Annotated in this window: 14 protein-coding genes; 6 read left to right on the top strand and 8 right to left on the bottom strand. The window is 69.4% G+C overall.

Annotation, left to right across the window (positions count from 1 at the left end; all coding sequences use genetic code 11):
* Positions 1 to 17: 17 nt before the first annotated feature.
* Positions 18 to 455, top strand: coding sequence for a hypothetical protein (locus ACQP2O_RS02140; RefSeq protein WP_433179483.1), 438 nt, complete (start codon positions 18 to 20; stop codon positions 453 to 455).
* A 59-nt stretch (positions 456 to 514) separates the two neighbouring features.
* The gene (locus tag ACQP2O_RS02145) at positions 515 to 1030 is read left to right on the top strand and encodes an RICIN domain-containing protein (RefSeq protein WP_433179484.1); all 516 of its coding nucleotides are present in this window, start codon (positions 515 to 517) and stop codon (positions 1028 to 1030) included.
* 434 nt (positions 1031 to 1464) lie between these two features.
* On the opposite strand, the gene ACQP2O_RS02150 is transcribed toward ACQP2O_RS02145, so the two are convergent.
* The 8 genes from ACQP2O_RS02150 to ACQP2O_RS02185 form a co-directional block, all read right to left on the bottom strand.
* Complete coding sequence (locus tag ACQP2O_RS02150; RefSeq protein WP_433179485.1) at positions 1465 to 1806, bottom strand: hypothetical protein; 342 nt, start codon at positions 1804 to 1806, stop codon at positions 1465 to 1467.
* Between the two features lie 37 nt (positions 1807 to 1843).
* Positions 1844 to 2269: a cytotoxic translational repressor of toxin-antitoxin stability system gene (locus ACQP2O_RS02155; RefSeq protein ID WP_433179487.1), complete on the bottom strand. Its 426-nt coding sequence runs from the start codon at positions 2267 to 2269 to the stop codon at positions 1844 to 1846.
* On the bottom strand, positions 2266 to 2682 hold the full coding sequence (locus ACQP2O_RS02160) for a prevent-host-death protein (RefSeq protein WP_433179488.1): 417 nt from the start codon (positions 2680 to 2682) through the stop codon (positions 2266 to 2268). The genes ACQP2O_RS02155 and ACQP2O_RS02160 overlap by 4 nt, the downstream gene beginning before the upstream one ends.
* Positions 2683 to 2834: 152 nt before the next feature.
* A complete protein-coding gene (locus ACQP2O_RS02165; protein WP_433179489.1) occupies positions 2835 to 4223 on the bottom strand; it encodes a dihydrolipoamide acetyltransferase family protein in 1389 nt (462 codons plus the stop codon).
* A 2-nt stretch (positions 4224 to 4225) separates the two neighbouring features.
* Positions 4226 to 5203, bottom strand: a complete 978-nt coding sequence (locus tag ACQP2O_RS02170; RefSeq protein WP_433179491.1) for an alpha-ketoacid dehydrogenase subunit beta — start codon at positions 5201 to 5203, stop codon at positions 4226 to 4228.
* Between the two features lie 48 nt (positions 5204 to 5251).
* Complete coding sequence (gene pdhA, locus ACQP2O_RS02175) at positions 5252 to 6373, bottom strand: pyruvate dehydrogenase (acetyl-transferring) E1 component subunit alpha (RefSeq protein WP_433179492.1); 1122 nt, start codon at positions 6371 to 6373, stop codon at positions 5252 to 5254.
* Positions 6374 to 6590: 217 nt separating this feature from the next.
* Positions 6591 to 8201, bottom strand: a complete 1611-nt coding sequence (locus ACQP2O_RS02180) for a hypothetical protein (protein WP_433179494.1) — start codon at positions 8199 to 8201, stop codon at positions 6591 to 6593.
* 45 nt (positions 8202 to 8246) lie between these two features.
* Entirely contained in the window at positions 8247 to 10097 is a 1851-nt protein-coding gene (locus ACQP2O_RS02185; protein WP_433179495.1) for a hypothetical protein, read from the bottom strand.
* Between the two features lie 121 nt (positions 10098 to 10218).
* Between ACQP2O_RS02185 and purS the strand changes: the two genes are divergently transcribed.
* From purS to purL, 4 genes are all read left to right on the top strand, one after another.
* The gene (purS, locus tag ACQP2O_RS02190; protein ID WP_252845398.1) at positions 10219 to 10461 is read left to right on the top strand and encodes a phosphoribosylformylglycinamidine synthase subunit PurS; all 243 of its coding nucleotides are present in this window, start codon (positions 10219 to 10221) and stop codon (positions 10459 to 10461) included.
* Positions 10462 to 10593: 132 nt separating this feature from the next.
* Positions 10594 to 11037 carry an ATP-binding protein gene (locus tag ACQP2O_RS02195; RefSeq protein ID WP_433179496.1) on the top strand — a complete coding sequence of 148 codons (444 nt, stop codon included), beginning with the start codon at positions 10594 to 10596 and terminating at the stop codon, positions 11035 to 11037.
* A gap of 52 nt (positions 11038 to 11089) precedes the next feature.
* The gene (gene purQ / locus ACQP2O_RS02200; RefSeq protein ID WP_433179497.1) at positions 11090 to 11767 is read left to right on the top strand and encodes a phosphoribosylformylglycinamidine synthase subunit PurQ; all 678 of its coding nucleotides are present in this window, start codon (positions 11090 to 11092) and stop codon (positions 11765 to 11767) included.
* A 101-nt stretch (positions 11768 to 11868) separates the two neighbouring features.
* Positions 11869 to 14139 (top strand): phosphoribosylformylglycinamidine synthase subunit PurL, encoded by a 2271-nt coding sequence (gene purL, locus ACQP2O_RS02205; RefSeq protein ID WP_433190910.1) that lies wholly within the window; start codon positions 11869 to 11871, stop codon positions 14137 to 14139.
* Positions 14140 to 14233: the final 94 nt, after the last annotated feature.

Genomic DNA, 14233 nt, shown 5'->3' on the forward strand with positions numbered 1-14233 from the left:
AGCGAGGGAACAAAGAGATGGGTATTCGTCGGAGGCTGGCCGTATCGACGGTCGCCGCTCTGTCGCTCGCCGGTTTCGCCGCGGTCACCGCGGCCCCGGCCGAGGCCGCAGTCCACGGTTCGTGCGGCAAGGGCTGGTCCACCACGCCGCGGGACAAGGTGGCCATCAAAAGTGGCAAGACCACGTACGCCAACGTGTACGTGTACGTGAAGTCCTACCCGCATTCCAACTATCGAGATGTCTGTGCGATCGTCCGAGCCGCCGGGAAATATACGAGTTCGAAGCACCTAATGATGATCGGGCTCCAATTCAAGGACAAGGCCCCGGCGAAGGAGGGCACCGCCAGGTACTACGTCGGGCCGGTGAAGACTTCGCTCAGCGGTAGGTACCGGTCGTTCGGCACGATCACGATCGGCAAGACCGTGCACCACGTCAGCGGTCCCTGGCGGACCTGACCCGGCCCGCGAGTCGTCGCCCAGGGCAAGTTATGAACTCGGATGAGAAAGGACGGACTATGCGCAAACGGAGTCTGGCCGCCGCCGTGGCGACCGCGACCACGCTGCTGGTCCCCGCTCTGGCCGCCACGCCGGCCAACGCCGCGAGCAGCTTCCACTTTACGAACGACGTGTCGTGGAAGTGCATCGCGGGATCAGGAACGAACGTTTTCATCGATGCCTGCGGTGGCAGTGCCTCCCACAAGAAAACGGTTACCTTCCAGGTCAAGTGGGGAAATCACCTCGTCAACGTCGCCAGCGGCAAGTGCCTGGACATCGCGCTCGGTTCGAACAAAAAAGTGAACAGCGGCGACTACGTGGTGCAGAAAACCTGTAGCCGGAACGCTGCAAACCAGAAGTGGGACATTACTGGCGGGACTCCCGACAAGGGCGGCGAGTGGCTGACGATCATGCAGATGTCAAAGCCGCACCTCTTCATCTCGGAGAAGGGGGCCACGAAGTACTCCAAGGTGATCGTGGAGAAGCAGGGCTACCCCGTCCCCGACAGGCAGCTCTGGTTCAAGACCCCGGCGTAAGTGGCCTTCGCCTCGACGCTCTGAGCGGAGTCGGCTGAGCGGTTCTACGGCGTGAGGGTCGCGTTCGAGCCGTCGGCGGCGCGTCCGTGGGGGTTCGCCCTTATCTGAGGGAGGGGAGAACCCCCATGCAACCGGATCACCGTGACTCGGTGATCACCTGATCGACACCCGGCCGACCCAACAACGCCTTCAGGACCGCCTGGACATCGGCGCGCCCACGCGAGCATGGCCGGCCGGATGAGCCCGACGGCGTGTTCGCGGTACAACTCGTCGACGTCGGCGGGTGCCCGCGCGGAAGAGGCCATTTCAGTGTCCACATTCGAGAGACGCCTCAGCGCCCGGAATGCTGCGTGGCTACGTGGCCGGATCGGCGCGCGGGAGGAGCCGCTGCGCCCGGGCTACTCGATCAACCGCCTATTGCTCCACGATGCCGCTCATGCGGAGCGCGCCAGGCCCGCGCTGCGCAACTCTTCGGGTACGGCATCGTGTACGACCTTGGACCATGCGGCCAAGACGGGCGCAGGAGGAGTTGCCGCCTCGCTAGAGCCCAACCTTTCCTCGATCCAGGAGCGGATGAGCGTAGTGGGCTTGACACCGAGTTCGGCGGCCGCAGCCCGAACCTCGTCCATCGTCGACTTGGGGAGCCGGATCGACGACACGATCATGACGTCCGATGAGAGCGGCTCGTGGCGCTTCAGGTCCGCTTTGGCGATCTCCTGGCTGATGTCGGTCGTTTCGTAATGCTCGGCAATCCCGTCCAGTTCCTTGCCGTCCATCTCAACCGGCCTTTCGAGTGAACGTGCGCTTGGCGACTCACATATCGTCGATCCAGTACCGCTGCAGTCGGACGATTGCCTGCTCCCGGGTCATCTCGGCGACCTCCTTCTCGGAGACGCCGACCCGAGTGATCAGAAGATGAACCATGTCGGCAGGCAGGGCATCTTTGTCCGGTAGGGGCGCTCCTCTGCCTGGTCTTTCGCCATCGCGAACACAGGCCCAGAACTCCTGCTCAGAGACGTTCAGCTGGTCGCGGAGGACGTGCGCCCAAAGCTGCTTTGCATAGCCGCTGCGATCCACCGGATGGGAGATCCTCGTCCGCAGGATCGATCCGTCTGGCAGGTCGAGTTCGTAGGTGACGTGGTGTGATCCGGCGCGCCCGCGAGCGTTGCGTACTCGACGCCATCCTTCGGTCACGCAGAAGCACTCGTGATCCTTCCTGGTGGGCTGCGGCCAGGTCATGTGCCGTCCCCGATCAGCCAGTCGCGCAGCTGGTCATCGTTGCTCAGATCGATTAGCTGGACGAGCCCCCACTGCTGGCGATGGTTGGGGGCCTCGCGCAGTCGTTCTTGCCAATCGTGGGCATAGTCGCGAAGCGCGTCGACCATCTCGGCGATCGCATCGTCGAACGTGGTGCCATCGGCGGCGATGGGCAACCCGGGTAGGAAGACAGACCAACCGCCACCCTCGGCGACGACCTGTGCCCGAACCGGACTCACAACGGCGAGGAAGTGCCGCAGCCGATCCGCATCGACGACCGCGGCCATGGAGGACTCCCGGCGGACGGTAGCGGTGCATCCCAGCTCGGCCGCATCGAGGAGATCCTTCAGATGTGCGCGAGCCTCCGTGTAGCTGTTGAAGTGCACAGACGACATGATGCCACTCCCTGTCATCAATCATGCCGTTTCCGTGAACACGGCAAGTACGTCAAGTACTTAACGTACCCAGCTTAAGGAAGTGATCGTCTGTGCGCGGTGGCGGCTGTTGAGGGGTCTCCGGGCCGGTCGGCCCGGAGACCCCTGTCGTGTCAGCCCCAGGCGAGCATGCGCATGGGGTCCTCGAGCATGGCGCCGACCTCGCGGAGGACGGCGGAGCCGAGTTCGCCGTCGACGATGCGGTGGTCGAACGACAGCGCCAGCGTCGTCACTTTGCGGACCTTGATCTCGCCCTCGTGCACCCAGGGCATGTCCCTGATCTGACCGAACGCGAGGATCGCCGACTCGCCCGGCGTCAGGATCGGGGTGCCCGCGTCAACGCCGAAGACGCCGACGTTGGTGATCGTGATGGTGCCGTCGGACAGGTCGGCCGGGGTGGACTTGCCGGCCCGCGCCGTGGCGGCGAGGTCGGCGAGCGCCCGGGCCAGGTCCGGGAGCGACAGGTCGTGCGCGTCGCGGACCTTGGGCACGATCAGCCCGCGCTCGGTCGCGGCGGCGATGCCCAGGTGCACGTAGTGCTTGACCACGATCTCCTGGGCCTCTTCGTCCCACGCCGAGTTGATCAGCGGGTTGCGCCGGACCGCCAGCAGGAGCGCCTTGGCGACGAGCAGCAGCGGCGAGACCTTGACGCCCTCGAAATCGGGCAGGTCGCGCAGCCGCTTCACGGCGTTCATCGTCTCGGTGACGTCGACCTGCAGCCATTCGGTGACGTGCGGCGCGGTGAACGCCGACTGCACCATGGCCGCCGCCGTGTGCTTGCGCACGCCCCGGATGGGGATGCGCTCCTCGAGCCGCTCGCCTGCGGCCCGTACGGGCGTCGCGGGAACAGGCGTCGTCGCGGCCTGCCGGATGTCGTCCCGGGTGATCGACCCCTGCGGGCCGGTGCCGGCGATCGTGGTCAGGTCGACGCCGAGGTCCTTGGCCAGCTTGCGGACCGGTGGCTTGGCCAGCACCGCGACACGACCCCCGACCGCCCGTACCGGCGCGGCGGGTGCCGGAGCAGGGGGCTCCGGCCGTACGGGGGCTGCCGCTGCGGCCGGACCACCGGTCGCGGCCGGTGCGCTCTTACGCGGCCGGCGCTGGGTGGATCCCGCCTTCACGCCGTAGCCGACCAGCACCGGGACGCGCTTCTGCTCCGGGGCGGAGGGGTCGACCGCGGGGGCGGGGCTGCCCTCCATCCCCGGCTCCCGCGCGCCCTCGGCGGGCGCGGTCTCCGCTGCGGTCGCCGGGACGTCGCCGCCGACGGCGACCGAGATGATCGGCACGCCGACGTCGACGGTCGTGCCCTCCTCGACGAGGAGCTCGGCGACGGTCCCCTCGTACGGGCAGGGCAGCTCGACGACGGCCTTGGCCGTCTCGATCTCGACGATCGTCTGGTTGACCTCGACGGTGTCGCCCGGATGCACGTGCCACTTGACGATGTCGGCCTCGGTCAGGCCCTCGCCGACGTCCGGCAGCTTGAACTGCTTCAGCTCGCCCATGCTCACCACGCGAAGGTCCGGTCGACGGCGTCCAGGACGCGGTCGAGGTCGGGCAGGTAGTGGTCCTCGAGACGGGACGGCGGGTACGGCGTGGAGAAGCCGCCGACCCGCAGCACCGGTGCCTCCAGGTGGTAGAAGCACTTCTCGGTGATCCGCGCGGCCAGCTCGCCGCCGTACCCGTTGAACACCGGCGCCTCGTGCACGACGACGCACCGGCCGGTCCGGCGTACGGACTCCAGCACCGTCTGCTCGTCGAGCGGGTTGAGCGAGCGGATGTCGATGACCTCGATCGAGTGCTGCTCGTCGGCCTGCGCGGCTTCGAGGGAGGTCTTGACCATCGGCCCGTACGCGAGGACGGTCACGTCCTCGCCCGGTCGCGCGACGACGGCCTTGTCGAACGGGACGGCCTTGGACAGGTCCTGGTCGACGGGGGCCTTGTCCCAGTAGCGGCGCTTCGGCTCGAAGAAGATCACCGGGTCGGGGCACTCGATGGCCTGCTGGATCATCGTGTACGCGTCGGCCGGGTTCGAGCACGCGACGACGCGCAGGCCGCCGGTGTGGGTGAAGTACGCCTCCGGCGACTCGCTGTGGTGCTCGACGGCGCCGATGCCGCCGCCGCACGGGATGCGGATGACGACCGGCAGCTCCAGCGTGCCGAGCGAGCGCATCCGCATCTTGGCGAGCTGCGAGGTGATCTGGTTGAACGCCGGGAACACGAACCCGTCGAACTGGATCTCGCACACGGGCCGGTAGCCGCGCAGTGCGAGGCCGATCGCCGTGCCGACGATGCCGGACTCGGCCAGCGGCGTGTCGATGACGCGGGCCTCGCCGAAGTCCTTCTGCAGGCCGTCGGTCACCCGGAACACGCCGCCGAGCTTCCCGACGTCCTCACCCATGATGAGGACCTTCGGGTCGTTCTCCATGGCCTTGCGAAGGCCCTCGTTCATGGCCCTGGAAAGAGTCAGCGTCTCAGCGCTCACCGTCGCACTCCCCTCCGCGCGTAGCCCCGGCCCGGGTCGGCCGCCCCCTCATCGGGACACATCCTCGAACGTCGCCAGGTAGGACATGAACTGGTCGCGTTCTTCCGCGAGCAGCGAGTGCTCGGTCGCATAGACGTTCTCCCAGATCGCCGTCGCCGCGGGGTCGGGCAATTCTAGGCACCGTTTCCGCAGGTCCGAGCCGACCTCTTTGGCTTCGGCCTCGATCGCGTCGAAGAATTCGCGATCGGCCATCTGGTTCTTCACGAGGTACGCCTTGACGCGCTCGATCGGGTCCTTGAGCTTCCAGGACTCCAGCTCCGCCTGGAGGCGGTAGCGCGTCGGGTCGTCGGTCGTGGTGTGGGCGCCCATCCGATAGGTGAACGCCTCGATGAGCGTGGGGCCCTGCCCGCTGCGGGCGTTCTCGAGGGCCTTCTTCGTGACGGCGTGCACGGCGAAGACGTCGTTGCCGTCGACGCGGATGCCGGGGAACCCGAAGCCCTCGGCCCGCCGGTACAGCGGGATCCGGGACTGCTTCTCCAGCGGCTCGGAGATCGCCCACTGGTTGTTCTGGCAGAAGAAGACGATCGGGGCGTTCTGCGCGGCCGACCAGACGAACGCCTCGTTGACGTCGCCCTGGCTCGTGGCGCCGTCGCCGAAGTAGACGATCGTGGCGTCCTCGGTGCCGTCCCGCTGGATGCCCATGGCGTAGCCCGTGGCGTGCAGGGCGTGGCTGCCGATGACGATCGTGTAGAGGTGGAAGTTGTGCAGCTTCGGATCCCACCCGGCGTGGTTGACGCCGCGGAACAGGCCCAGGAGGTCGAGCGCGTCGACGCCCCGGCACCAGGCCACCCCGTGCTCCCGGTAGCTCGGGAACGCCATGTCGTCCGGCCGCAGGGCGCGGGCGGAGCCGATCTGCGCGGCCTCCTGACCGAGCAGTGAGGCCCAGATGCCCAGCTCGCCCTGGCGGGTCAGCGCGACCGCCTCGGTGTCGATCCGGCGAACGATCACCAGATCCCGGTAGAGACCCTTGATCTCTTCGGGCGTCAGGTTCACGTCGTAGTCGGGGTGCTCGACCCGCTCGCCCTCAGGGGTGAGCAGCTGGACGAGCTCCGATGGGGGAGATTGTGCGTCGGTGCCCAGGGGCGCACCGCGCGCGGCGTCGACGATCACGTGCCACTCCTCGTGCGTTCAGGGCCTTTCGCGGGATCGCCGCGGTCGGCCTGGTTCGCGTCGCCCTTCCCGCGGATCCCGGCGGTTGCGGGAGACGTAGTCGTCATCGTGACAGACCTCTCGTACCCGGGCGCAAGCCTCGGGTTCTACGGATTCGTACCCGCAAGGTTGTGCCCTGCCACCAACGCGAATCACGCTCCGATTCGGTAAACGTGGGTCAGTCGCGGGACAGCACGCGCGTCGCGCCGGCGGCGACGGTCAAACCGAGGACGAAGCCCGCGACGACGAGTGCGTCGGATATCCACAGGTAGATGCCGTGCGGCGCGAACTCCCCCTCCTGGCCGAGCGAGCCGATCGGCAGCAGCACGTCCAGTGTGTAGAGGAACGGGTTGAACTGGGTGTTGTGCCCCGGCTCCTGGATCATCGGGTGGTGCTGGAAGACGATGGTGCCGAACGCCAGCAGCGCCACCAGCCACGCGGTGGCCAGGAACGGGCGATAGCCGTAGCCGACCGTCCAGTCCTGGAGGTAGCCCCACACCCGGCCCGGCACCGGCTGCGTCGTACGGCGGTGCCGCTGCTTGGCGAGCAGGACGGTGCGCCGCTCGCCGTCGTGCCCGAGGGCGCGGTAGGTCTCGGCGAGCTTCTCGTACGGCTGGGGGATGTAGCCGTCCGTGTCGCGGCGCACCCACTTCAGCCGCTCCTTCGCGACCAGCGGCGGGTCGATCATCTCGTACGTGAGGCCGTCGAGCTGGTATCTCGGCGCCCAGGAGAGCGGGTCGTCGCGCAGCAGCTTGAAGTGCGCGTAGCTCAGGTCGACGACGCCCTTGATCGGCTCGGCGGTCCGCAGCAGCACCTCTTCGGCCTGGGCCCGCTGGAGGTTCAGCGCCACACCGGCCGGGTTGCTGAGGCGCCCGCCGCGCAGGTTGAGCAGGCCGCCGATGTGCGCGCCCGCCAGGCTGACCACGCCCTCGGCGCGGAAGCCGTCCGAGCAGTAGATGTCGGTCTCGATGCTCATGTCGTCGCAGTTGAGCGCCGCACGTGCCGGATTGGACACCGACGCGCCGACCAGGGAGAGGTAGCCGCCGATCCGCGCGCCGCGCAGCCGGATCTCCCCTTCGGCGCTGAACCCGCCGTCGCAGAAGACGTTGGCCGCGACCGCGAGCCGACTGGCGTACAGCGCCTGCCCCTTGGGGTTGCGCAGCCGCGCCCCGCGGAAGATCAGCTGCCCGCCGACGTTCGCACCCGGCAGCCGGACCTCGCCCTCGGCGGTGAACCCCTGGTCGCAGTAGACGTTGTTGTCCACGACGAGGCGGTCGGCCAGCAGCGGCGCGTCACCGCCCGGGTGGGACAGGTGCGCGCCGGTCAGGTTGAGGATGCCCGTGATGTGGGCGCTGTCGAGCCAGACCCCGCCGTACACGTGGCTGCCCTCCAGCCACAGGTGCCCGTCGATGCGCGCGCCGGAGGCGACCAGGCCGGGCAGCCGGCAGCGCATGAAGTGGACGCTGCGCAGCTGCGCCCAGTACAGGTGCGGGGCCTCGGTGAGCTGGCAGCCGGTGAGCGCGAGCGGCACGGTCACGTGGGCGTGCCCGAGGTTCAGCGTCCCGGCGATCCGCGCACCGGTCAGGCGAACGGCGGCGACCTGGCCCGGCTCGTTCTCCCGCGCGCCGAGCAGCAGCGCGGAGATCACCTCGGCGCGGATGGTGCGCTCGGGGCCCCAGGCGTTCGTGCTGTCGAAGTCCTGATCACCGCCGGACAGGTCGACCGTCTCACCGCGCGGGAACGCGTCCCACAGCACGCGCTCGGGCGGGGTCAGCTCATCGCTCAGCATCAGACGAACTCCGGGGGGAAGACGAGAGAACCTTCATTTATATCGCTAGTGGCGGGAGAGCACCCGAGAGACACCTGCGGCGATGGTGGTCGCGAGGATCCAGCCCGACGCGACGAGCGCTGCGGCCAGCCACTGCTGCCAGCCGCGCGGCCCGAAGGCGTCCTCCTGACCGAAGCCGATGACCGGCAGCAACAGGTCGAGCGTGTACAGCAACGGATTGAACGGCGGCGCCTCGCCCGCCTTCAGCGGCGGCGGGTGGTGGACGCCGAACGCCACCACGCCGACGGCCAGCAGCCCGGCCAGCCACAGCACCGCCCGCTGCGGCCGGTAGCCGTAGCCGACCGTCCAGTCCTGCACGAGGCCCCAGACGGCGAGCCAGCGCGGCAGCGTACGCCGTCGGCGGCGCTGCCGGGCGAGCTGCACCGTACGGGCGTCGGCGTCCTGCCCGAGCCGCCGGTAGACGCCCGCGAGATGCTCGTACGGCTGCGGCTGGTACCCGTCGGCGCCGTCCAGCCAGCCGAGCCGGTCGGTGCCCGTGCCGGGCTCCTCGATCGCCTCGTAGGTGAAGCCCTCGAGCCGGGTGCCCGGCGGCCAGCCCGTCGGAGCGTCGCGGAGCACCTCGACGCGCGCGTGCCGTACGTCGACCGCGCCGTCCACACCGCGCGTCCTGAGTCGCAGCGTGGCGGCGCGCAGCTGCCGGCAGCTGATGGCGGCCTCCCTGGGAGCGCTGATCGTCGCGTCGTCGAAGCACAGGTCACCGCCGATCCTCGCGCCGGTGAACGAGACCCGGCCCTCGGCGGTGAAGCCGTCGCAGCAGTCGACCACGCCGGCGACGTTGATCCCGTGCGCCTTGAGCGCCCGAGTCCCCGGCGCGGTGAGGCGGGCGCCGGAGAAGTCGACGCTGGCTCCGACCCGGGTGTCGACCAGATGGACGGCGCCATCGGCGACGAACCCGTACTTACCGAACAGGCCGCCGGTGATCTCCACCCGGGAGGCACCCAGTGCGATGCCGCCCGGGTTGGACAGGTGCGCCCCGTCGAAGACGATCGAGCCGTTCACGTGGGCGGCGTCGAGGTAGATCTGCCCTTGCGCCCGGAAGCCCTTCGAGGCGCGCAGGCTGCTCCCGACGGTGACCAGGTGCCCGCGCAGGGCCATGCCCGAGGGATTGACCAGCTCCGCGCCGTTCAGATCGAGCATGCCGCCGATCACGGCCGAGCGCAGGCTGACCGTCCCCTCGGCGCGCAGGCCGTCTCCGACCTGGACGGCGCCCTCCACCCGGGCCCGGTCCAGATTCAGCGCGATGCCGCCCGGACAGGACAGCTGGGCGCCGTCGAGGTTGACGGTGCCCTGCACCCGGATGCCGCGGAGGAGGACCTCCCCTGAGGCCCGCATCTGGTCCGCGACCAGGTCACGGGACACCGTCAGGTCGTCCGCGCGGAGCGGCTCCGCGCCGTCGATCCGCGCCGAACTCAGCGACAGCGCGCCGTTGACCTTGGTGCCGACGAGCGTCACCGGGCCGTCGAAGCGGCAGTCTTTCAGCCAGAGCAGGCCGTCGATGTGGGCATCGGACGCCTGGAGACCCGGCAATCGCGAGCCGATGAGATTCACCTGTCGCATGCGCGCGCCGTAAAGGGTGGGCGCCTCGGTGAACTCGCAGTCGCGCAGGAGGGCGGCGTACGGGACGTCGGCGAAGGACAGGTCGAGGAGCCCCGTGATCCGGGCGCCTGTCAGCCGGACCGCCGGGACCCGTCCTGGCTCGGGCGGTCGCGCGCCGAGCAGCAGGGCCGCGATCACTTCGGCGCGCACCTCGCCCTGGCCGCCGAGGTCGACCGTCCGCGCCGCGGGGAATGCCTCCCAGAGAGCGGATTCCGGCTCGGTGAGTTCCTCGGCGCGCATGCGACTCCTCGGGGGGCGGGGGATCGGCCCTTACGATCCCATCGGGCGAGGGTTCGCGTCACCGACACAGTGGCGTTGCCGTACGCTTCGGTGCCGTAGCTGCAGATCAGAGGGGGTTGCCATGGCGCGTTTCATCGTCGACGTCATGTTGAAGCCGGAAATTCTCGATTCCCAGGGCCAGGCCGTCGCCCGGGCGTTGCCACGGCTCGGTTTCGAGGGCGTCACCGGGGTACGCCAAGGTAAGAGGTTCGAGATCGAAGTTGAAGGACCGGCCGACGAAGCGGCCACCGAACGTGTCCGGAAGATGGCTGAGACGTTGCTGGCCAACCCCGTCATCGAGACGTTCGAACTCCGCGCAGAATAGTCGCCTAAAGTTAGCTCGGTCCCGCGATTACGCCAGTTTCCACCGGGGAAGCCTTAGCTTCGTTGAAAGAATCAGCAGACGGGGTCGACCCCAGGTCAGGGGTCAGGACGACACATGAGGTGTCCGGTGGATATGAAGTTCTCACTCGACTTGCCGCGTGAGACTCTCAGCATCCCGGTGATCCGACGGGTCCTGGGCGATACGCTGCGCGGATTGGGGGTTTCGGAAGCCTGTATTGCCGACCTTCTCGTGGCCACATCCGAAGCCTGCACCAATGTCGTGCAGCACGTCGATTCGGCGACCCACTATGAAGTGATCGCCAGTATCGCCGGTGACCACTGCGTGCTGAAGGTCACCGACACGGGTCACGGCTTCCAAAGCGACGACCAGAAAGGCGCGGGGCCCGATTCGGAGTCCGGGCGCGGGATCAAGATCATGCAGGCACTCGTCGACGACGTCACCTTCGACAGTCGCCCCGACGCCGGCACCGTCGTCTACCTCCAGAAGAGACTGAGCTGGCAGGCGGAGTCCCCCATGCGCCTCCTGGAGCCCGAGCTGTTGAAAACCGCAGGGTAGACCCCGGATAAGCTGGGGCACGTCCCGACCGTTCCTTGATCGGAGTGTGCCCATGTCAGCCCGTGTGGGCGTCATCACCTTTCCCGGTTCGCTGGACGACCGGGACGCCGCACGCGCGGTCCGCATCGCCGGCGCCGAGCCGGTGTCCCTCTGGCACGCCGAGGCCGATCTCCTCGGTGTCGACGCCGTCGTCCTTCCCGGCGGCTTCTCCTACGGCGACTACCTCCGCGCCGGCGCCATCGCCCGGTTCGCGCCGCTCATGGACAAGCTCGTCGCGGCCGCCGGCGACGGCCTTCCGGTGCTCGGCATCTGCAACGGCTTCCAGGTGCTGTGCGAGTCGCACCTGCTGCCGGGCGCGCTGACCCGCAACGCCGGCCTGCACTTCGTGTGCCGCGCCCAGCGCCTGCGCATCGAGAACGCCGACAGCGCCTGGACCGCCGATTACGAGCAGGGCCAGGAGGTCGTCATCCCGGTCAAGAACATGGACGGCTGCTACGTCGCCGACGAGGCCACCCTCGACGAGCTGGAGTCCGCCGGCCGGGTCGTCGCCCGTTACGTCGACGTCAACCCCAACGGCTCCCTGCGGGACATCGCCGGCATCTGCAACGAGGCGGGCAACGTCGTCGGTCTGATGCCCCACCCCGAGCACGCCGTCGAGGCGCTGACCGGCACCTCCACCGAGGGGCTCGGCTTCTTCACCTCTGTCCTCAAGAAGTTGGTGCACCAGTGAGTGAGCAGGCCCACACGTCCGTCAACGAGCAGGCCGACGTCGGCGCGTCGGGGGCGAACCCCGACCTGTCGGCCCCGGAGCCCGCTGCGCCGCCGGTCGAGGTGGACACCGTCGACCGTGCGGAGCGGACGCCCGAGCGCGAACTGCCGTACGCCGAGCTCGGCCTGAAGGGCGACGAGTTCGCCCGCGTGCGGGAGATCCTGGGCCGGCGGCCCACCTCCGCCGAGCTGGCCATCTACTCGGTCATGTGGAGCGAGCACTGCTCGTACAAGAGCTCGCGGGTCCACCTGCGGCAGTTCGCCGACAAGGCGCCCCAGAGCGACGCGCTGCTCGTCGGCATGGGGGAGAACGCCGGGGTCGTCGACGTCGGCAACGGCTGGGCCGTCACCTTCAAGATCGAGTCGCACAACCACCCGTCGTACGTCGAGCCGTACCAGGGTGCGGCCACCGGCGTCGGCGGCATCGTCCGCGACATCATCTCGATGGGCGCCCGGCCGGTCGCGGTCATGGACTCCCTGCGCTTCGGCCTGCCCGAGGCCTCGGACACGCGGCGGGTGCTCGACGGCGTCGTCCGCGGCGTCGGCGGCTACGGCAACTGCCTCGGCCTGCCGAACATCGGCGGCGAGGTCGTCTTCGACCCCTGCTACGCCGCGAACCCGCTGGTCAACGCCCTGTGCGTGGGCGTGCTCAAGCCCGAGGACATCAAGCGGGCGATCGCGCCGGGCCCGGGCAACAAGGTGATCCTGTTCGGCGCGCGCACCGGGCCGGACGGCATCGGCGGCGCGTCCGTGCTGGCGAGCGCGACCTTCGACGAGCCGGGGGAGGCGGGGCGCAGCCAAGGGGGTGGAAGCACAGCCCACCAGAAGCGGCCGTCGGTGCAGGTCGGCGACCCCTTCATGGAGAAGGTCGTCACCGAGTGCTGCATGGAGATCTTCGCCGAGGACCTCGTCGTCGGCATCCAGGACCTCGGCGCGGCGGGCGTGTCCTGCGCGACCACGGAGCTGGCCGCGGCCGGCACCGGCGGCATGGACATCGACCTGACCCTGGTGCCGCTGCGCGACGCGACGCTGCGGCCCGAAGAGATCCTGATGAGCGAGTCGCAGGAGCGCATGATGGCCGTGGTCGAGCCGGCCAAGGTCGAGCGCTTCCTCGAGGTCTGCGCGAAGTGGGACGTCCTCGCCACCGTGATCGGTGAGGTCACCGACACGGGCCGGCTGCGGATGACCTGGCACGGCGAGACGATCGTCGACATCCCGCCGGGCACCGCCGCCGACGAGGGCCCGGTGTACGAGCGGCCGTACGAGGTGCCGGCCGACCTGGCGCAGCTGCAGGCCGACGGCCCGGGCCGCCTGCCGCGCCCGGCCACCGCCGAGGACCTGCGCAATACGGTGCTGTGGCTCATCGGCTCGCCGAACCTCGCCGACAAGACGTTCGTCACCTCGCAGTACGACCGGTTCGTGCTCGGCAACACCGTGCTGGCCATGCCGGAGGACGCCGGCGTGATCCGCATCGGCGACGGGCCGCAGGGCATCGCGCTGGCCACCGACGGCAACGGCCGCTACGCCCGGCTCGACCCGTACGCCGGCGCGCAGCTCGCCCTGTCGGAGGCGTACCGCAACGTCGCGACCACGGGTGCGCGGCCGCTCGCGGTCACCAACTGCCTCAACTTCGGCTCGCCGGAGGACCCGGGCGTGATGTGGCAGTTCGCGCGCGCCGTCGAGGGCCTCGCCGACGCCTGCCAGGCGCTGGGCGTCCCGGTGACCGGCGGCAACGTCAGCTTCTACAACCAGACGGGCAGCACGCCGATCAACCCCACCCCGGTGATCGGCGTCCTGGGCGTGCACGACGACGTCGACCGCCGCGTGCGGATGTCGTTCAACGTCGAGGGCACCACGCTGCTGCTGCTCGGCGAGACCCGGCCGGAGTTCGGCGGCTCCGAGTGGGCGAACGTCGTGTTCCAGCACCTGGGCGGGCTGCCGCCGCGCGTGGACCTCGCGGCCGAGGCGGCGCTGGCGTCCGTGCTCGTGACCGGGGCGCGGGAAGGCCTGCTGAGCGCCGCCCACGACCTGTCCGACGGCGGCCTGTCGCAGTCGCTGGTCGAGTCCTGCCTGCGCGGCGGGCTCGGCTGCGTGGTCAGTCTGCCGGACGACCCGTTCACCGAGCTGTTCAGCGAGTCCGTGGCCCGGGCCGTCGTGGCCGTCTACCCGGATCACGAGGAGCGGATCGTCGCCCTCGCCGAGGCCGCCGGGGTCCCGGTGCGCCGTCTGGGCACGGTCGGCGGCGACGCCTTCGAGGTGGAGGGCCTGTTCTCCATCCCGCTGAGCGAGCTGCGCGAGGTGCACCAGGGCGCCCTGCCCGCCCTGTTCGGCTGATCGAGCGACCGCGCCGGGCTAGGGCGTGTCCGGTGGATCTTCGTCCGGCTGCGCGGCGTCCAGAGCGCGCCTCGCCGCGTTGTCGTCGGTCGGC

It is taken from the genome of Actinoallomurus sp. CA-150999, from assembly GCF_050942425.1.
Taxonomy (GTDB): Bacteria; Actinomycetota; Actinomycetes; order Streptosporangiales; family Streptosporangiaceae; genus Actinoallomurus.